This window comes from Mariniflexile sp. HNIBRBA6329 (genome assembly GCF_043558645.1).
Taxonomy (GTDB): Bacteria; Bacteroidota; Bacteroidia; order Flavobacteriales; family Flavobacteriaceae; genus Mariniflexile.
This window is the reverse complement of the sequence record NZ_JBIFXS010000011.1, coordinates 69,419-90,784: the sequence shown is the minus strand read 5'-3', so window position 1 is coordinate 90,784 and position 21,366 is coordinate 69,419. Positions and strand designations below refer to the sequence as shown.

The window sequence follows — 21,366 nt, the reverse complement described above, 5'->3', positions numbered from 1 at the left end:
TTTAGTTGCAAACTGTTTTAGGATTAATTAGTTTATCTATAAATTCTAAAGACATTTCTGTAAAGTCTTTAAACACATAGTCTGCCTCATGTAAAACATGGGCGTCTCCAATACCAATACTTACCATGTTGGCTGCATTTGCAGCTTGAATACCAGCCACAGCATCTTCAAAAACAACACATTGTTCTGGTTGAATATTTATTTGTTTTGCAGCATTTAAGAACACCTCTGGATCTGGCTTTGCATGTGTTACTTGATTTCCATCAATAATAGCATCAAAAAAGGGCGTTAAATTGACTTTATTAAGAATACCGACCGCATTTTTACTAGCTGAACCTAGGGCAATTTTTTGATGCTTCTTAGATAAATAATTCAGAACTTTCGAAACATCTGGCAAAACCTCATCTTCATTCATGGTTTCAATCAAACCTAAATATTGATCGTTTTTTTCAGTCATTAAAGCCATAAACTCTTCTCCAGAAATTGTTTTTTGTCCCCAATGAAGAATCTTTTTTAAAGAATCTACCCTACTCACACCTTTGAGCTGTTCATTTTGTTCCAACGAAAACTCTACTCCAATTTTGTTAGCCAATTGCTTCCAAGCCTGGTAATGATACTTTGCAGTATCTACAATGACCCCATCGAGATCAAAAATAAAACCATTCATTATGATATTTTTTAAGATTGAATAACGTCGTCGACGTCTTTTACTTTAAATACAAGCGTAGCAGCAATTAAAAAACTAAATCCGCTTACCATAAGAGCCATAATCGCTTGATCGCCATAAGCATACTTTACTAATGGACCACCAATTAAGGCATTGATAATTTGTGGAATAACAATGAAAAAGTTAAAGATTCCCATATACACCCCCATCTTTTTAGCAGAAATAGAACCCGCCAAAATAGCATAAGGCATAGCCAAAATACTAGCCCAGGCAATACCTATACCAACCATAGAAAGGATGAGCCAGTTTTTATCTGGCATAACGTAAATGGACAACAAACCGAGACCTCCAATAATTAAAGACAAGGCATGTGTTCGTTTTCTGCCTATCTTTTTCGCTATAAATGGTAAAGCGAAAGCATACAAGGCTGAAATAAGATTGTAAACTCCAAAAAGAATACCTACCCAGTCTCCAGCATTTTGATACGAAACACTACTACTATCGCTAACCGGTAGTCCGTAAATATGCTGAGCAATCGCTGGAACGGCAAATACCCACATACCAAATAAACCAAACCATGAAAAAAATTGTACCCAGCTTAACTGGCGCATGGTGGTTGGCATGTTTTTGAAATCCTCAAAAATGGTTTTTAACCCGGTTTTTTCTGAAACAACTTCATTTATAGAATCTAAAGCATCGTCATCAAATTGAGCTAATTCTTCTGGCGTATATTCCTTGGTTGTAAACACTGTAACCAAAATAGAAAGTACCAAAATAATGGCTCCAATAATAAAAGATAAAATTAAGTTTAAAGGAACTTCACCTGCCACAGTAGTATTAGATACACCAAACCAATTGGTTAAAGTGTATGGCAACCAGGATCCAATAACTGCACCAAAACCTATTAAAGCGGTTTGCACACTAAATCCTAAGGTTCGTTGGTCGGTTCTTAAATTATCCCCTACTAAAGCACGAAACGGCTCCATGGCGATATTAAAAGATGCATCCATAATCATTAAGAATCCTGCACCAACCCAAATAGCTGGTAAAAAAGCCGTAAAAATATCTGCCTGCGGCATTAAGACAAGACCTATGGATGCTAAAATAGCACCGACTAAGAAGAATGGTTTTCTTCTTCCAAACCGTCCCCAAGTTTTATCGCTATAATACCCAACTATAGGCTGAACGATTAAGCCCATTAATGGCGCTATAATCCAAAACCATGATAACTGATGTACATCGGCTCCAAAAATTTGAAGAATTCTACTTGCATTGGCATTTTGTAGAGCAAAACCCATTTGAATTCCCATAAATCCGAAACTCATGTTCCAGATTTGAAGAAAACTTAACTTACGCTTTTCCATCGAAATAGTATTTAATTGATACTATTGATAAGCATAAAACTTATCAAAACTTACTTTGTGAGAAGTGAAAATATAAGTTTTGATTCTGCGTCAAAGATATAGAAAAGAATTTTAAATTTCCAAAAAAAAAATTATTTAGTTGATTCTCTTTCAATAATTTCCGTCTCGATAATATGGGTTTTAAAAGCTTGATCACTATTGTTTTCGGCAATACTTACATCACTTTCATCGTCTTCCATTTCTAATCTATCGATTAATAAATCGGCTGCTTTTTCCCCTATTTTTTGTCCGTGCTGACTTACAATGGTTAAACTAGGCGATGCGTGTTTTGACAAAACACCATCGGTAAAACCAATAACCTGCAGAGCATCTGGAATAGAATATCCTAATTTTTTTGCAACTTTCATAGCAGTAACTGCATACAATTCATTTACTGCAAAAACACCATCAATTTTTGGATTCTTTTTAAACAATTGTTCAATTTCAGCTTCAAGTAAATCTAAATTTTCTTCTACAGACAAATTATCATCTATCTTCAGAATAAGGTTTGGTTCGGCATAAATATGACTTTCCTCTAAAGCACGTAAATACCCTTGGGTACGCAATCTGCCCACACTTACATAATCCATTGTGGTGATTAACCCTATATTATTACAACCGTTTGTAATGAGTTTTTTTACTGCTTTAACCGAACCTTTAAAATCGTCAACTATAACTTTGTCGCATTCTACCTCGTTAACCACACGATCGAACATAACAATAGGAATGCCTTGGCTTATTGTTTCGTTAAAATGATGATAATCTTGATTAAGAAGGGTTTCTTTTGAAATAGATAAAATAAATCCATCAATACTCCCATTTGCCAACATTTCCATATTTAACACCTCTTTAGAAAAAGATTCATTAGAAAGCCCTACAATTACATTATAACCACGTTGATTTGCTACAATTTCGATGCCTCGTATAACAGTTGAAAAAAAGTGATGTACTATTTCGGGAATTAAAACTCCAATAGTTTTGGTCTTCTTGTTTTTTAAACTTAGCGCAATATTATTTGGCTTATAGTTAAGAAACTTAGCAAATGATTGTATTCGTCTTCTGGTATTCTCTCCTATTTCCTTGCTGTCTGCCAAGGCTCTAGAAACTGTAGATATCGATACATCTAACTCTCTTGCAATTTGCTTTAATGTTACTTTTTTCTTCATTTCTAAATAAATATAGGCTAATTTTAAGTGTAAAGACTATTACAAAACTAACCGAGTAAAGCTAATTTAATATGTTTCTTCTTAATAACCTAAATATCTAAAAATTATCGGTCCGCAAACGTTTCCGTTAAAAATTTCGCAAAAGTTATTAACACGCAAACGTTTCCGTTACGAATTTGATAATTTGTGTATAGGTCGAATTACTACTTTAGCAATAATTCAACGTGAGAAGTGAAGATATAATAAACTAAAACTAAGACATTAACAAAAGAAATGTATGAAGACAATTATTAATGGCATACTGCTTTTTCTCTTTTTTGTGCCCACTAACATTTTAGCACAAACAAGTATTAAAGGAACAGTAACAGAACAATCTACATCTTTGCCACTTCCTGGAGTAAATATTCTCGTTAAGGGTACTACTAATGGTACCGCTACTGATTTTGACGGCGAATATCAGCTTCAAGTAAATCAAGGAGATGTAATCACCTTTACATTCATCGGATATCAAACTCAGGAAATCACCTATACAGGACAAACTGTATTAGATGTTGTATTGGTTGAAGATACGGCCAGCTTAGATGAAGTTGTAGTTATAGGATACGGAAGTGTAAAAAAGGAAGACTTAACAGGCTCTGTTGATGTTATCTCTTCTGATGACTTTAACCAAGGAGCCGTAGTATCTCCCGATCAACTCCTTCAAGGTAAAGCTGCTGGTGTTAGAATAACAAGTGCTGGTGGACAACCAGATGCAGCACCAAACATTAGAATACGTGGTGGTTCTTCGCTATCAGGCAACAATGCCCCATTAATTGTAATTGATGGTGTACCGTTAGATAACGGTGGCGTTGCCGGAGTTGGAAACCCTTTAAGTTTAATTAACCCGAATGATATTGATAGCTTTAGTATTCTCAAGGATGCTTCGGCTACAGCTATCTATGGTTCTAGAGCTTCGAATGGTGTAATTATCATTACCACTAAAAAAGGAACATCGGGAGAAGCTAAATTCAATTTTTCTGCAAGAACTTCAATTAGTAGCATTTCAAATAGTCAGCAAATTGACATTATGGATGGTGATACTTTTGTGAAGTTTGTACAAATGTATTATCCTAATAACTTAGGAATCTTAGGTGTTCCTGTGGGGTCTGTTTCTACATCGCAGCCTGTTTCTCAAATTATTAGTACAACCGAAGGTGATAGAGCCATTTACAATACCAACTGGCAAGATGCTATTTACAGAACGGCCGTAACTAAAGATTACAATTTTGGAGTAAGGGCTAATTTATTGCAAGCTATTCCTTTTAGAGCGTCTATTGGGTATAACAATACCGAAGGTGTTGTAAAAACAAACAACTATGAAAGAATTACGGCTTCAATCCGCCTAACTCCAAAGTTTTTTGACGAACATTTAAAACTGGATATTAACGCCAAAGGAACACTTGTAGATAAAAACGCAGTAGATGATGGTGGCGCTATTGGAGGAGCTATTTCCATGGATCCAACAAAACCCATTTACGATAACAATTCTATTTTCAATAGATACTACCAACAGTTAAGAGCTTCAAATGATGCTAACAACCCAAATGCGAAAGCTGGTGCTAGTAACCCTTTAGCCGTATTGGAGCAAAGAATTAGACCTGAAAAAGTAAAACGTATTCTTGGTAATATAGAGTTAGATTATAAATTTCATTTCTTACCAGAATTAAGAGCCGTAGTAAACTTAGGCCTAGAAGCAGCAGAAGCCGACATTAAAGAACGCTTTGCAGAAAACGCTGTAAACGCATATACGTTAGTTCCCGATCCTAGTGTGACTCTAGGAACCTATATTTTCAATCCAGGATTAAGTTTTGCTGAAAGACAAACCATTACCAATACAACCTTAGAGTCTTATTTAGCTTATCGTAAGGAGTTTGACAATTTGTTTATAAACAACTTTGATATTCAAGGAGGTTATTCATACCAGAATTTTAAAAATGATGGTAATAAAGATGAATTTATGAATGATGAAACTTCTGGAGTACGTATTCCAAATGTAGATCCTTTAAATCCGAATAACAGATATTTTAATGAGTTAAACTTGCAATCCTTTTTTGGTAGAGCAAACATCAATTTAGCTGATAAATATCTATTAACGGCTTCGTTTAGAGCAGATGCTTCTTCATTTTTTACAAAAGAAAATCGTTGGGGATATTTCCCATCGGCTGCATTAGCTTGGAAAGTTAAAGAAGAATCTTTTTTGAAAAACTCAAACATTGTAAACGACTTCAAAATTCGCATAGGTTGGGGTGAAACAGGACAACAAGATATTTCTGGTCAAGTAGGGTTCTACCCTTCCATTCCTTTGTTCGAAATTGGATCTCCTCAAAGTCAGTATTTGTCTGGAGTAAATTTGTATAACGCAAAGGAATTCAATCCAGATTTAACATGGGAAAAAACAACCACTTATAATGCAGGAGTAGATTTCGATTTCTTTAAAAATAGTTTTCTATCGGGATCCTTCGATATTTACAAGAAAGAAACAACCGATTTATTAGTTTTAACAAACGTTCCTCCTGGACAAGCTTTAAGTGATCAAGTAATTCAAAATGTTGGTACAACAGAAAGTAAAGGTTTTGAATTGAATTTAAACATGAATCCTGTAAAAACAGAAACTTTTAACTTAGCGGTAAACGGAAACTTATCATACAACTATACCGAAGTAACCGATTTAAAAGGAGTACAACAAATTAATGCTAAAGATGGCGGTTTATCCTTTGGTACAGGAAACATTTTATTAAAACATGCTGTAGGCCAACAAGCAGGTTCTGCTTGGGTTTACAAACAGGTTTATGACACTAATGGTGATCCTATTCTTGGTTCATTTATTGATTTAAATGATGATGGAAGAATTACCGAAGCCGATAGGTATTACAGAGCTATTCAGCCTAATTGGACTTTTGGTTTCGGACTCAATCTAGATTACAAAAACTGGAATTTTACGGCAAGCTTTAGAGGACAGTTAGATGGAGAAATATACAACTCCAGACGTTTAACACATGGCGAAATTCAAAATGTAAAATCTCAAGATGGTACATTCTTTAATAATGCCTTAAACTTCTTTAATGGCGCTGCAAACCCTGTGTTTACAGATATTATCGACCCTATTCAGTATTCTGATTACTTTATAGAAGGTGCTTCATTCTTAAGATGTGAAAATATTGTAATAGCACATATTTTAAACAATGTGATTAAAAATGCCACCCTAAAAATTTACGGAGCTGTAAATAATCCGTTTCTATTTACTAATTACTCAGGTCAAGATCCAGAAAATTTCTTAGGAATTGACAATAACTTTTACCCGAGACCAACAGTTTACAATTTAGGTGTGAATATTGACTTTTAAACTATAAAAACAATGAAAAATAATATATTTAAATTACTACTTGGTTTGGTCTTTATTGGTACTCTAAATACTGGCTGTACCAGCGATTTAGAAACCGAACCATTAATTGAACTATCGTTAGAAGAGCTTTTATCTCAAGACCCTAAAGCTGTCGAAGGTATCTTATCGCGTCTTTACGGTTCGTTCGCTCTTTCTGGAGCAGATGGTCCTGAAAGTTCAGATATCAGTGATAACGCAGGAGAATCTCCTTTTTTAAGAGGCATTGTGAATCTTCAGGATTTTGCTGCCGATGGCATGAAAAACCGTTGGGGAGATAATGGTTTAGACCAATTAACAACTACAAGCGACTGGACCCCAGAGAATAAATTCTTTAGATATTTGTACAACAGAATTTTCTTTACCATACCCCAGTGTAACAACCTATTATCTATTTTACCAAATGTAGATGTAGAAAATAAAGATGTTATTATTTCTGAAGTGCGATTCATCAGAGCTTTAGCATACTACTACCTTATTGATGTTTTCGGAAAAGGCGTTTTAGCAACCGAAGAAAATTACGGACAAACCGCCCCATTACCAGAAGCTTCAAGACAAGAGTTATTCAATTACATTGAAACTGAGTTATTAGATATCGAACCACTTTTATTAGCCAAAAACACCTATGGTCGTGCAACCAAAGGAGCTGCTCAAATGCTATTAGCTAAATTATATTTAAATGCTGAAGTATATATTGGTTCGCCTAAATATGCCGAAGCTGCAACCTATGCGAATAAAGTTATAACCGATGGAAATTATATTTTGGCTACAAATTTTGTAAGCATGTTTTCGGCTGATAATGATTCATCAACAGAAATCATCTTTCCACTAATAGCAGATTCTCAGGTAAGTCAAAGTTTTGGAAATACCACATACATTGTTAATGGTAATTTAAATGCAGATACCATGCCTCTTGCAGAATTTGGAGCAACCGAAGGTTGGGGTGGCCATAGAGCAACAAAAGCTTGGTATGGACTTTTTGGCGATTTAGCAACCTCTACCGATGATAGGTCTAAACTTTTCTGGACCGATGGTCATACCTATGAAATGGATGATTATAAAGAATGGATCAATGGCTACCCTTCTATTAAATTTAGAAATACCAATTTTTCAGGCAGTTCGTTGTCATCAAGTTTCTCTAGCACCGACTTTCCTTTATTCAGATTAGCGGATGCGTATTTAATATATGCCGAATGTGCAGTTAGAACAGCTGCCGGAACAGATATGGGAACCGCCGTAAATTATGTTAACGAAGTAAGACAACGTTCTCATGCAAGTACAATTTCTCAAAGTGATTTAACATTAGATTTTATTATTGATGAAAGAGGAAGAGAATTAAATCTTGAAGGTCACAGACGTACCGATTTAATTCGATTCGAAATGTTTACAGGCAGTTCTTATTTATGGCCATGGAAAGGTGGTGTAAAAAATGGCACTTCCATTCCTTCAACCTATAATCTTTATCCTATTCCGTCGTCTGCCCTACAGGCAAATCCCAACTTAACTCAAAACCCAGGTTATTAAAACTAAACTAATTATCATGAAAAATATAAAAATTTTATCGCTTTTAATTTTAGCCATCATAGGCTTTACATCTTGTGATCAAGAAGACGATTTAATGTTCGTCGCTAAAGTACCTGAAGAAGGTATTCGTTTCTCGAATACATTTTTAGAGGAATATACCCTAACCACAGCTACCTCTAAAAACATTGGTGAACGCTTTATTTGGGAAGATGCATATTTTGGAGTTCCAACAAATGTAGAATACGAATTACAAAATTCTATTTTAGGAGATTTTACAGATGCAACAGTAGTAAGTACTACAGCAGGTAACGAACTTTCTATTACTATAGGAAACATGTTAAAGTATGCTGAAGCTGCAGGCTTGGATAACGACCCTAATACAGATAATCCAAATACTGGTGAGTTATACTTTAGATTAATGGCGTCTCCTGGAACAGATGGTGGACTTCCTGTTTACACAGAAATACAAACAATAAATGTGGTATTGCCAGAAGCTGTTTCAGGTGGTGGAGCATATGAAGTAGCTTCTTGGGGTGTTGTTGGTTCTGGATACAATAATTGGGGAGCCTTTGCCGATGGTAAATTTTACACCACTGCAACCGATGGTGTTATTGTTTCTTATGTTAATTTAGTTGATGGTGAAATTAAATTTCGTGAAAACAACACATGGGGTGGCGACCTTGGCGATGCTAATCTTGATGGTGTTTTAGATGCTGATGCCGATAACAATATAGCTGTTACCGCTGGAGATTATAAAATAACAATCAACACAAACGATAACTCTTATACTATTGAAGAATTTTCTTGGGGAATTGTTGGCTCTGGCTATAATAATTGGGGAGAAACACCTGATGCTAAATTATACTACGATCACACTACAGATACATTTAAAGCCAGTGTTAAGTTATTAAATGGTGATATTAAATTACGAATGAATAATACATGGGGTGGCGATTTAGGTGATGCTAATCTTGATGGTGTTTTAGATGCAGATGCCGATAATAATATAGCCGTTACTGAAGGACATTATTTAGTTACTTTAGACCTTAAAGATAATTCATACGCTATTGAAGAAGCTACCGTTTGGGGTGCTGTTGGATCTGGATATAACAATTGGGGAGAAACTCCTGATGCCGCGTTAACAGAAATTCAACCAGGTGTTTGGTTTGCTGAAAATATTACGCTCCTTGACGGTGATTTAAAATTCAGACCAGATAACGCATGGAATGGCGATTACGGTGATGCAAATGCAGATAATATTCTTGACCAAGACCCAGACAACAATATTGCTGTTACTGCTGGAAATTATGTTATAAGCATCGATTTTAACGATGTTGATGGCCCTAAATATTTCATAGGGAAACGATAAAATATGGTGACTAACTAATATTTATAATGTAATGATTAAAAGGGTTGTGTTATTGTTTACTAATACAACCCTTTTTGTTTAAACTTTAAACCAAATGAAAAAAATAATAACATTAAATCTACTACTGATGTTTTTCTTCGGTCTGGCTCAAAAGCAAAATGTAGATTTCTCAATTGCGCCTAATCCGTTTAACGAAGACGACACTATTACCATAACTTTTGATGGTGCAACCATAAACGAATCTACTTGGGGCGTTACCGATAATGGACTGTATTTATGGGCTTGGTCTTCAGATACTAATTTAAGCAATCAACAAGATTGTCCAACAAATGGCAGCTGGACCAGTACAAACGAAACCAATCGCTTAGCGTATAATGCAACAAACGATGAATACACCATTACATTTGTTCCTACAACATTCTACAACCGAACAGGTATTGGGCAAATAGGCTTTCTTGTAAAAGCAAAAGATGGGACTGGGCAAAAGCAATCTGAAGATATAATTGTTAATGTTGGCACCTTTTTATTGTCAATTACATCTCCAACAAACAACACATCAATACTTAATAACGGAGATAATTTATCTATTTCAGCTAGTAATACCGGTGGAAATGCCAATTATGTTTTAAAAGCAAACGGTATCATCATTAACTCTCAAAATAACATTACTTCATACTCTTATACAGATACAAATATCACTGAAAATAAAAACTATACTCTTGAAGCTACTTTACAAGGAGAAATCAAAACCAAAACTTTTTCAGCAATTATAGATCCTATTACTGTTTCGCAAATTATGCCCGTAAGCTACCAAGATGGCATAACATACGACGACTCAGACCCAACCAAAGCAACCTTAGTACTTTATGCGCCAGGCAAAGACTTTGTATATGTTTCTGGTAGTTTTAATAACTGGAAACCTAACACCAATTATGCCATGAAACGTGACCCCTCACGTAACAGTAAATTCTGGATAACCCTAGCGGGTTTAACGCCTGGAGAAATTGAAACATATCAATATTGGGCAGTAGATAAAACGCCAATAACCAATTCACCTGCTTTGGTTAAAACAGCCGATCCTTATTCAACATTGGTTTTATCGCCTTTTGATGACCCTTATATCCCAGCAAACTCCTACCCTAATTTACCAGAATATCCAAATGGCCAAGAATTTGAAGTTTCAGTATTGCAAACAAACCAAACCGATTACAATTGGCAGGCAACCAATTTTTCTAAACCTAAAAAAGAAGATTTGGTAATCTACGAGGTTTTAATTCGTGATTTCGACTCCAACAGAACCTTTCAGGACCTTATTGACCGCATCGATTATTTTAAAAACCTAAATATTAATGCTATTGAATTGATGCCTGTTATGGAATTTGAAGGCAATGAAAGTTGGGGCTACAACACGGCATTTCACATGGCTTTAGATAAATTTTACGGTACTGAAGAAAAGTTTAAGGAATTGGTTGACACTTGTCATCAAAATGGTATTGCTGTTATTTTAGATGTTGCTTTAAATCATGCTTTCGGTAGAAACCCAATGGTACGTTTATGGATGCAAGATGCCGATGGCGATGGTTGGGGAGATCCAAGTTCTGAAAACCCCTATTTTAACCAAACTCCAAAACACTCCTATAATGTTGGCTCAGATTTCGACCACTCTAACGGATTTACTAAAACTTATGCCAAACGCGTGGTAAAACATTGGATTGAAGAGTTTAAAATTGATGGTATCCGTTGGGATTTAACCAAAGGATTTACACAAAATTGCGAAAATAACGAAGGCTGCACCAATGATTATAATGCCGATAGAGTTACCGTATTAAAAGAATATGCAGACTACAGTTGGAGTTTAGACCCTAACCATTATGTAATATTCGAGCATCTAGGAGCCGATTGGGATGCTAACAACGATGGAAAAACATCTAGAGATGAAGAAACCGAATGGGCTAATTATCGCATTGATGAAGGTAAAGGCATTATGCTTTGGGGAAACCTTAACCACCAATACAATGAACTAACCATGGGTTATACTGGAAACATTACAGAAATGGGGCATAACTCAAGAGGGTATACCAGACCCAGACTAGTGGGATATGCTGAAAGTCATGATGAAGAACGGTTGATGTATAAAAATCTTCAATTTGGCAATAGCAATTCAAATTATGATGTTACCTCTCTAGAAACAGCCCTTTCTAGAATGTCTGCTTTAGGAGCTATTTCGTTAACCATTCCAGGACCAAAAATGATATGGCACTTTGGCGAATTAGGTATGGAAAACTCTATTTTTACATGTAATAATGGATCGGTAAACACAGCCAACGATGCAACTAGTGGCGATTGTAAACTGGATACCAAACAACAGCCCCAATGGACTAATAGTTGGTTAAGCAACGCAACTCGCAGTATAATATATAATGATTGGTCTCGCATTAACAGTTTAAAAATTAACGAGCCTGTTTTTGAGGGCAACTATAATATTAATTCAAATAATTTAACTCCTAGAATTAGCATTTATATGGGTGATGAGAGCGTTAGTGGGGCATCACTTAAAAATGTAATTATTATAGCTAATTTCGATATTGTTACTCAAGCAATAAATCCAAACTTTCCTTATTCCGGGAACTGGTACGATTTGATGGATAACACTACAAGTATTAGTGGTGCTACAACTAGTATTAATTTAAATCCGGGTGAATTTAAAATCTACGGAAACCAAGTTAGTACACTTTCAAATCAAGACAATCAAAATACAGTGAATATTAGGTTATTTCCGAATCCTGCTAAAACAGCTTTCAAAGTAAATCAAAACACTCAAAAATTAGAAATCTACGATATAACAGGTAAACTTATAAAAATCTATAATGGAACTTTTTTAAAAGGTACAGAATTTGACATATCGAACCTTTCTAAAAACATTTATCTTGTCAAAATCTATACAGACTATGAAAACACAGGTGTTTTTAAGCTAATAAAACTCTAAATAAATCTAACGTAAATTACTTTAAGAAATAAACTGTTGACGATTTGTGGACATTTAAAGTTAAAAGATGTTTTTTAATATAATCCTGAAAAATAAAAACAACCTCGCCAATCAAATAATTAGCGAGGTTTTTATTCAAAAAATCAACTTTAAAAAGCGGTCTTGATGGAACTAGAATAAGCGGAAATTATTTTGACGTGGAAAGTGGGAACAAATATTGGATTTCTGGAGTTAAAGAATACACTAGAAGGCAAGTAATTCTAAAATATTTTGCATAAAAAACGTTTTAGAATGAACTAAACTGTTTTTTTATGGGATTCTCGTCTTGTATCGTGAGCAGCAACTTTGTTTTATTATAAAGGCACATTCAGAAGTAAGAGTACTTTTGAGTAAAACTAACATAAAAAATGACCGATTTTGAAAATCAAAATTGGTCATTTTTGTTATTTGGAGTTTTTTAAGGATAATTTTATAGAAAAGAATGTGTTTTTGTTTCCAACAGGACACAAGTATCCCATCGAAGTTAGCTTTCGTTTTTTTAAGCAGCTGAGTTTTTAAATCGAGAGCTGTTAATTCTTTTTCCAATTTCAAGAGCATTGGCTGTATGGATTCCGAAGAAAATCCAGAGAATCTCGCTCTTTTGGGTTTTGGCCTTGATCTTTTTCAGGTTGTAATGTTCTTTTTCTTTACCAAAACTTCCTTCAAGACGTGTGGAACGTTCTTTTTTGATTTCTCTGGCCAAAATTATACGCTGTTCTTCGTTTTTACCAGCCTTTCCTTTTCTGATAAAATCGGTCTGGATTTTGCGGCTTGAGGTAAATGTTCGGTTTTTATTGGTAGCATAAATAGCATCTGCTCCCAGTATTTTTATTTTAGTCTTGGTCAGGTTTTGGGCGCAAGATACACTGCTCTGCAAACGGGTCCCTTCATTGAAGGCATGGTACTGGATATGCTCAATAAAATTGATTCCGTCTATTTGAACTTTGTTCACTTTTGCTCCGAATTCTACCTGTTTGGTTTCTTTGCCCCGCACAATTGGACGAATGTAACTTTTGCTGATGCTTACGATTCTATCGGGAACACTTTTTCCTGTTTTAAATACTTGTGCCTGTTGCCGGTAAACTTTGGCAATAATGGATCGTTGTCGCTTGTATTTAGCGGTGGATTCAAATGGATATTGATTTTCTATCTGACCCAGTGCACCGTTAAGTTTGTACAGTAATTTCAGTAACCCTCGGGTTACTTTTGTGCGGTATTTGGATTGTTTCTTTCGTTTTTTCGAATACTCGTTATAGCGTCTGCACCAATCCAGATATTTGGTCCTGGGCAATTTGATTTTCAAAGTGCGGCATAAGGATTCCATTTGTCTGTAGTTCCACTGAACGCATTCCCAAAGCAATTTCTGATTGGTTGGAAAACGCACTTCGCTCTCGTAACAGGTCGCATCGGTAAACATTTTGTCCAGGTCCTTCATATAAGGGATCCAGTTCTTGGCAAGTACTTCTTGGGATCTTCTAATATTTAAACCCTTGGAAAGCTCCATCCTGATTTGGCTCACGATCTTAAAGTTGGTCAGCGGTTTATCGATGGGAATTAGAATATCGCAAAAAAACTGCATGAAAATATTTCCATTCAAAAGCTCGATCAGTTTCTTGTCCGAGCATCCATAATAGTTTTTGAGCATCATCAAGGCAATTTTCCCTTTGGGACTAAAATAGCAATGGGTTCCTTTTTTAGAACCTTTCAATTTGAAAGATTGACCAAGCTCGGAAAAAGGCGTGGAAAGGTAAATTTTGCCCAAATCGGTTTTTAGAAATTGGACATAAAATCCATCAAAATCTTTATTGATGGCGAAAATTGGAATTTCGTATTGAAATTCGCTTAAACGTATTATTTTTGGCATCACACTTTAAAAGAAAACCCCGTTTTTGGCCCGTTTGGAGCAATTTCGGGGTTTGTTCCTTCTAATATAATACCTATTTTATTGAAAAACAATAGTTTATATTATTATGAATATGCCTATAAAACAGTATAAAAAAAACCGTTGCAAATTAATGCAACGGTTTCTTTAAGAGCAATTTACAACTTTACTTTACTACTATTTTTAAATTGCTATTTATGTTTTCTCCAGAAACATTAAGTATGTAAACCCCTGATAGTTTTTTGTTGGCAATACTTAAAACAAAACGACTATTTCCTAGAGATGTTAACTGATCTTTAAAAATTAATTTTCCAGTCATATCAGTTATGGTAGCTAATAAATAAGCTTGTTTATAAGAAGGAACACTTATGTTTATTTGCTCATTTACAGGGTTTGGATATACCATTACATCATCTTTATTTTGACTGAATTTATCATTACTCAACAAAACATTTTGATATAAATTTAACACTTCAGTAGCATTTAATGGGTAATTAAATATTTTAAGTTCATCTAATAGTCCTTTATAAGGTGCAGGTCCTGTTCCATTTAGCAACTCCAGCTCACCTATATTACCTAAAATTAAATCACTTACCTCGGCAATTCCGTTAACTCCAGTTTCATCAAGGTCTACTACAAAATTTCCATTTAAGTATAATTTTAACTTATGTGCCGAAACATCTCTCATTACCACAACGTGTTCCCAATTACCTGTAAAAAACGGTGTGCCACTTGTAGATAATTCCTTTTTTGTAACGTTATCGTCTATGGCAAAACGCATCTGTCCGCTTTTAAACTCAACATTAAACCGTTTTCCAGTTGCTCCAGTAGTTTGATTTGCGGTAAAAGAACCTTTGCACAGTAAATAAGAACTTACAGCATCTATTGGCAATAAGTTAGCTGCGGCCTTCATCCAAAAAGAAATAGTAAACGAGCTTTTATCGAGAAATAACTGATCTTGATTTGGAATATTTACCATATATGTACCGTTAGGAGAGGTTGAAAAATCTAAAGCATTATTTGCTTTTCCTGCTACCCTAACACTTTCATTATCATAATTAGTATCTAAAACACCATGATTTGCAAAACTTGTATTATCGGTAATTTGTCCACCATCAAAAGGAGCTTCAACAAATGGCCAATGCCCTACTATTCCTTCTGGAACATTAGAAATAGTTCTAAAAGTCCATACATCGCCTGTTGCACTTCCTTTATTGTTTGAAGCATCAATTCTCCAATAGTAATTGGTAGCCGAATTTAAACCTAATACCTGATATGAAGGTGAAGCTGAATAAGCTACATCAGCTAATTTTGTAAGATTAGAAGCATCTTCACCAAAATAAACAGCATAGTTTTCTGTATTTGAACTTCCATTCCAAGTTAATATTAAATTACCGCCTGACAACTCTACAAAATTATACCCCATTTTTGGTGTTGGATTTGTAGTTTTGTCTGGTGCCGATGGTATGGCCGGTGTTGTTAACGATGCAATAGCACTATAAACTGATGATTCTGATACATTTGTGGCTTTAACACGGTAATAATATTTTGTATTAGGAGTTAAACCTGTATCATTATAGCTGGTTATACCTGCTGCTAAGTTTGCTAGTACCGTAAAACTAGTACCATCTATAGAACGCTCTAGAATAAAGTTATCTTCATTATCGGAGTTATCGTTCCAGTTAACAGTTAATGAACTGCTAGGTGGCACTTCTACAGAAGCGGCATTCGTAAAATTAACATTTGAAGGTGGTATAATAAAATCTGGAGGTGTGGTATTTACTAATCCGTTAATATAGACTTCAATATTTAAATAAGGTGCATTGGTTGTGCTTACTGTTAGAGCATCGGCAGCATTATTTTTATTTAAGCCATTAGCATCTTCCCAAGCATCAGGCATACCATCATTATCAGTATCTAAAGGTGCAGGCGCACCATAGACGTGACCTAAACCACCGTTAATAAATGGTAAATCATATTCACGATACACATAAGAACCTCTTAAGCCTTTAGATGCTAAATCGTCAATCATTAAGCTATCAACTTGGTCGCGTCTTGGATATGAAGCACCTACATTTAATATAGCTTTATCAAAAGCTTGCTGTGCTGTTATTGAGTTGTTTTTCTCTGGATAATCATAAGGTGTTTGTTGCAAACTTAAAGCATCACCTGTTGGATAACCGGTTAAATCTTCGGACACTAAAGCACCATCTAACACCCCATTTTTATTGTTATCAAAATAATTTCCAGAGCCATATAAATAGAAATTTGAGTTTCCTCTATTAAAAGGTGTAGATACTGAACTACTTGTATATGGACCACCCATAAAATAGTTGTTAATAATATTTACTTCGGAAACTCCTGCCGAATCTCCTCCCATAATGTAAGCATCTCCAGATTCTGCATGTCCATAAGTATTACCATAGTTACCCCAGTTGTAAACGACATTATTTACAAACTCATTAATCCCTTTAACTTTAGGATTTCTAGTTTTATTGCTGATATATAAATTACCTATAATACTTATTTTGCCATCTGATGGTTGCATTAATCCACCCGCAGAATGATTATGACGGTGCAATCCTTGACCAATAATTGAATTTTGAATGGTGATATTATCTGGACTTGATCCTTTTCCATCCCAATTAATTGAAAACACCTCATCGGTACCCCAAGTAAACGTCATATGGTCAAAAATCATATTAGCACCATTTGATAAACCCGAAGCATCTTGATTTTTAGCACCACCAACATAGCGAATGCGTACATATCTGGCTATGGTATTACTTGCTCCTGTAAATGTTACCCTTGGTCCCGCTAAAACAATACCTTCTCCTGTTGCTGTTTGTCCTGCAATGGTTGTGTTTTTTGCCACAACAATTTGTGTTTGTAAATTAATGATGCCACCAACCTTAAAGATAACAAAACGCCCTTCTTGACTAACGGCATCCCTAAACGACCCAGGGCCACTATCGTTTAAATTGGTTACTAAATATATTTGAGGATTGGCATGTCCTCTTGCACCCGTTGTATATCTGCCAAACCCAGTTGCTTCAGGAAATGCTAATGTTTGAGCTTGTAGTATTGTAAAAAATAAGCTAAATATACTTATAAAAAGGCAAAATGGTAATCGATTACATGTAGTGTTTGTAAACATTATAAAAAAATTTAGTTTAGTTGTTGGAAAAAATAAATATAGATAAATGTATTTAAATAATCATACTGTATTAGTAAAAAAAAACTTTCTTTATCTTAATTTTAATTAAAACAAAAAACCCTTAATCTTTTAAAGCTTAAGGGTTTTTCATATAAAGTTGTTCTTTATCTCAACTCTGGAATTTTACAAACATCCATATCGCCATAATCTAAGTTTTCACCCGCCATTCCCCAAATAAATGAGTAGTTGCTAGTACCTGATCCAGAATGTATAGACCATGGTGGTGAAATTACCGCTTGGTTGTTTTGCATCCAAATATGTCTGGTTTCTTGTGGTTCACCCATAAAATGACATACTGATTGTCCTTCCGGAATTTCAAAATAGAAATAAACTTCCATTCTACGGTCGTGTACGTGTGCTGGCATCGTGTTCCAGCTACTTCCTACTTTTATAGAGGTCATTCCCATTTGTAATTGGCAAACATCAACCACACTATTTACAATGTACTTTCTTAAAGTACGTGCATTAGCAGTTTCAGGTGTACCCAACTCAATAACTTCAACATCATCAATTCCAATTTTTTTTGTTGGATAAGATTTATGTGCAGGTGTTGAATTGATATAAAACATAGCTGGGTTACTGCTGTATTTACTAGAAAAAACAACTTCTTTGTTACCTTGACCAACGTACAATGCTTCTTTATGGTTTAATTCATAAGCGGTACCATCTACGGTTACCATACCGGCATCCCCTATATTAATAATACCCAACTCTCTTCTTTCTAAAAAATAAGGCGCTTTAAGAGGATCGATAGTTTCTAAGGCAATAGCTTTGTTAACCGGTAAAACACCTACCGTAATAAAACGATCGTAATGTGAATAAACCAAATTTATTTTATCTGATTCAAAAAGATTTTCGATTAAAAATTCATTTCTTAATTGCGCTGTATCGTACCCTTTTACTCCTTGTGGGCTTGATGCATAACGCGATTCATAAGTGATTGACATAATTTTATAATTTTAGTTTTTATAAATAATTGTAGTGTTTGAACACCAAAGCTTGCAATTTAAACAATAAAAACGGTTAAACTTATGGCTCCGTGTGCGCCAACAACTAAACATTGTTCAATATCGGCAGTTTTTGATGGACCGGAAATAAAAACCCCAAAGGTTCTATCTCGTTTAGAAATTGCCTCGAAAACTTGGTGCATATGCAAATAAATAGCATTTTTTGATACTACCAAAATTAAATCGTTGGTAATAAATGGTAAGGCACGAACAATAACGTCATTTTCTGTAACCCAAATAGCTCCATTTTCGGCAACTGCCAACTCCCCTTTTATAATCGCTAAATCAATATCTTCTAAGGTATGTGGGTCTATTTCTTTAGAAATGGCAATGGTTCCTAATTGCGATAGCTTGGTTGTTGAAACTATTTTAGAAGCATTCGGATAAAGTTTCTTTATTTCTTCGTCCAATTGTGCTTCATTTTCTAATTGAACAGCTCTACCACCAACAAACGTTAAATTTTCAACAAAAGTTTCTATCAAATTAATCTCTTCGCTAAAAAAATCTAAATTAATTTCTGGTAAAGGCAACCCTTCCGGCTTATTTTTTTTAACTGCGTTTAGTATAGATTCTCTACTCATTTTTCTTTCTTTTTTTATACCATTCATCAAAATTATCACCTTTTACTTCAGGTAAATCTCTAGCCTTTCCCCAAGCGTTCAGTTTAGAATATACCATAAAACGTGGTGTATATTTCAACATAAAACGTGAAGATTTCCCAATAAAACCATAAATTTTGGAGTTTGACAACACATTGCCGGCCATTTTTAAAATCGTTTTTTTAACAATGGGCTGCGGTACATCTTTTACAATAACTTGGCGCCATTTGTATAACTGTTCGTGAATATTGATTTTTACCGGACAAACATCAGAACACGAACCACATAGCGTAGATGCAAACGGTAAAGAACTGTGTTTTTTCAAATCGATTCCTGGTGATAAAATAGAACCAATAGGCCCCGGAATGGTAGCTTTATAGCTGTGTCCACCACTACGTCTGTAAATAGGGCAGGTATTCATACAAGCACCACAACGAATACAGTGTAACGACGCTCTAAAATCTTCACGACTTAATTGTTCGGTTCTACCATTATCAACAATAACAATGTGCATTTCTTTACCTGGCTCAGGTTTATTGAAATATGACGAATAGGTTGTAATAGGTTGCCCTGTAGCACTTCTAGCCAACAAACGTAAAAAGACACCTAGATGTTTTTCTTGCGGAATCAATTTTTCCATCCCCATACAAGCTATATGTACTTTAGCTAGATGCGCACCCATATCGGCATTTCCTTCGTTGGTGCAAACTACAAAACCTCCGGTATCGGCTACAGCAAAATTAACGCCCGTAATAGCGGCATCGGCTTTTAAAAATTTACTGCGTAAATGCTTTCTGGCTTCGGCGGTTAAATATTGTGGGTCACCATCACACGGTTTTGTTCCTAAATGTTCTTGAAACAACACATCTACTTCTTCTTTCTTTTTATGAATAGCAGGCAGTACAATATGGCTAGGTGGTTCTTGTGCCAATTGCACGATGCGTTCACCTAAATCGGTATCGATCACCTCTATATCGTGCTTTTCCAAATAAGGGTTTAAATGACATTCTTCAGTAAGCATTGATTTACTTTTTACGATTTTCTTCGCATCATGCTTTTGAAGAATACTATGCACAATTTTATTGTGTTCTTCAGCATTGGCTGCCCAATGTACGGTAACCCCATTTTTTTGGGCGTTTTCTTCAAACTGAAGAAGATAGGTGTCTAAATTTGATAATACGTTCGCTTTAATAGCCGATGCATAATTACGGAGCTCTTCCCAACCTTTTACTTTATGGGCCGATTTATCTCGTTTTTGTCTAACAAACCATAAGGCTTTGTCGTGCCAATCTACTTTTGCTTCGTCTTTATTAAATATTGCTGCTTCGTCTGCGTGTGCCATAATTTAGATACTGCTATTTAAAATTTCTGCTATGTGCATCACCTTTAAAGGTTGCTTATTTCTATTTATCAACCCTTCTAAATGCATTAAACACGAATGGTCTGCGCCTGTAATTACTTCTACATCGCTATCAATATGATCTTGAATTCTATCTTTTCCCATTTTTACTGAAATGGCTTCTTCAAATACTGAAAAAGTTCCTCCAAAACCACAGCACTCATCTACCCTATTCAAGGTTTTCAATTCCAAACCTTTTACTTCTTTTAGTAGACTTTCTTCAGTTGAATAATGAGCATCCATACGTTCGGAACAAGACCCTAAACGCAAACCACGAAGTCCATGGCAACTTTTATGAATGCCTACTTTATGTGGAAATGATGCGCCTAAATTGGTTTTACCTAATACTTCATAGATGAACTGACACAGTTCGTAAGTGTTTTTTCTAACACGTTTTACATCTTCTGTTTGTTCTAAAATATCAAAATGTTTTTTTACATGATACACACAACTACCCGAAGGTCCGACGATATAATCGAATTCCTTAAAATTTTCAACAAATAATTGACAAATTCCTTTTGAATCGTCCTCGTATCCTGAATTACCCAACGGTTGTCCGCAACATGTTTGTCCCATAGGGTAAACCACTTCAACCCCTAATTTTTCTAAAAGTTCTAAGGTTGCAATACCTACTTGTGGATATAATTGATTGATGTAACATGGTATAAATAAACCAACTTTCATTTTTTC

Annotated in this window: 13 protein-coding genes; 4 read left to right on the top strand and 9 right to left on the bottom strand. The window is 35.1% G+C overall.

What is annotated here, in order from left to right:
- Position 1: 1 nt before the first annotated feature.
- From pgmB to ACGK9U_RS12380, 3 genes are all read right to left on the bottom strand, one after another.
- Positions 2–667: a beta-phosphoglucomutase gene (gene pgmB, locus ACGK9U_RS12390; RefSeq protein WP_394466696.1), complete on the bottom strand. Its 666-nt coding sequence runs from the start codon at positions 665–667 to the stop codon at positions 2–4.
- Between the two features lie 11 nt (positions 668–678).
- The gene (locus tag ACGK9U_RS12385) at positions 679–2,031 is read right to left on the bottom strand and encodes an MFS transporter (protein WP_394466695.1); all 1,353 of its coding nucleotides are present in this window, start codon (positions 2,029–2,031) and stop codon (positions 679–681) included.
- A gap of 131 nt (positions 2,032–2,162) precedes the next feature.
- The gene (locus ACGK9U_RS12380) at positions 2,163–3,236 is read right to left on the bottom strand and encodes a LacI family DNA-binding transcriptional regulator (RefSeq protein WP_394466694.1); all 1,074 of its coding nucleotides are present in this window, start codon (positions 3,234–3,236) and stop codon (positions 2,163–2,165) included.
- 277 nt (positions 3,237–3,513) lie between these two features.
- Between ACGK9U_RS12380 and ACGK9U_RS12375 the strand changes: the two genes are divergently transcribed.
- The 4 genes from ACGK9U_RS12375 (at position 3,514) to ACGK9U_RS12360 (ending at position 12,533) form a co-directional block, all read left to right on the top strand.
- Positions 3,514–6,618, top strand: coding sequence for a SusC/RagA family TonB-linked outer membrane protein (locus ACGK9U_RS12375; protein ID WP_394466693.1), 3,105 nt, complete (start codon positions 3,514–3,516; stop codon positions 6,616–6,618).
- Between the two features lie 12 nt (positions 6,619–6,630).
- Complete coding sequence (locus tag ACGK9U_RS12370; protein WP_394466692.1) at positions 6,631–8,178, top strand: RagB/SusD family nutrient uptake outer membrane protein; 1,548 nt, start codon at positions 6,631–6,633, stop codon at positions 8,176–8,178.
- A gap of 16 nt (positions 8,179–8,194) precedes the next feature.
- Positions 8,195–9,547: a SusE domain-containing protein gene (locus ACGK9U_RS12365; RefSeq protein ID WP_394466691.1), complete on the top strand. Its 1,353-nt coding sequence runs from the start codon at positions 8,195–8,197 to the stop codon at positions 9,545–9,547.
- A gap of 94 nt (positions 9,548–9,641) precedes the next feature.
- Complete coding sequence (locus ACGK9U_RS12360) at positions 9,642–12,533, top strand: alpha-amylase family glycosyl hydrolase (protein WP_394466690.1); 2,892 nt, start codon at positions 9,642–9,644, stop codon at positions 12,531–12,533.
- Between the two features lie 538 nt (positions 12,534–13,071).
- Here ACGK9U_RS12360 and ACGK9U_RS12355 read toward each other — a convergent pair.
- The 6 genes from ACGK9U_RS12355 to ACGK9U_RS12330 form a co-directional block, all read right to left on the bottom strand.
- The gene (locus ACGK9U_RS12355) at positions 13,072–14,436 is read right to left on the bottom strand and encodes a hypothetical protein (RefSeq protein WP_394466689.1); all 1,365 of its coding nucleotides are present in this window, start codon (positions 14,434–14,436) and stop codon (positions 13,072–13,074) included.
- Between the two features lie 184 nt (positions 14,437–14,620).
- Positions 14,621–17,611 (bottom strand): LamG-like jellyroll fold domain-containing protein, encoded by a 2,991-nt coding sequence (locus ACGK9U_RS12350; RefSeq protein WP_394466688.1) that lies wholly within the window; start codon positions 17,609–17,611, stop codon positions 14,621–14,623.
- A 164-nt stretch (positions 17,612–17,775) separates the two neighbouring features.
- A complete protein-coding gene (kduI, locus tag ACGK9U_RS12345; protein WP_394466687.1) occupies positions 17,776–18,618 on the bottom strand; it encodes a 5-dehydro-4-deoxy-D-glucuronate isomerase in 843 nt (280 codons plus the stop codon).
- 59 nt (positions 18,619–18,677) lie between these two features.
- On the bottom strand, positions 18,678–19,259 hold the full coding sequence (locus tag ACGK9U_RS12340; RefSeq protein ID WP_394466686.1) for a lactate utilization protein C: 582 nt from the start codon (positions 19,257–19,259) through the stop codon (positions 18,678–18,680).
- Complete coding sequence (locus tag ACGK9U_RS12335) at positions 19,252–20,619, bottom strand: lactate utilization protein B (RefSeq protein ID WP_394466685.1); 1,368 nt, start codon at positions 20,617–20,619, stop codon at positions 19,252–19,254. Before ACGK9U_RS12335 ends, ACGK9U_RS12340 begins: the two co-directional genes overlap by 8 nt.
- 3 nt (positions 20,620–20,622) lie before the next feature.
- Positions 20,623–21,360, bottom strand: coding sequence for a (Fe-S)-binding protein (locus ACGK9U_RS12330; protein WP_394466684.1), 738 nt, complete (start codon positions 21,358–21,360; stop codon positions 20,623–20,625).
- Between the last annotated feature and the right edge of the window lie 6 nt (positions 21,361–21,366).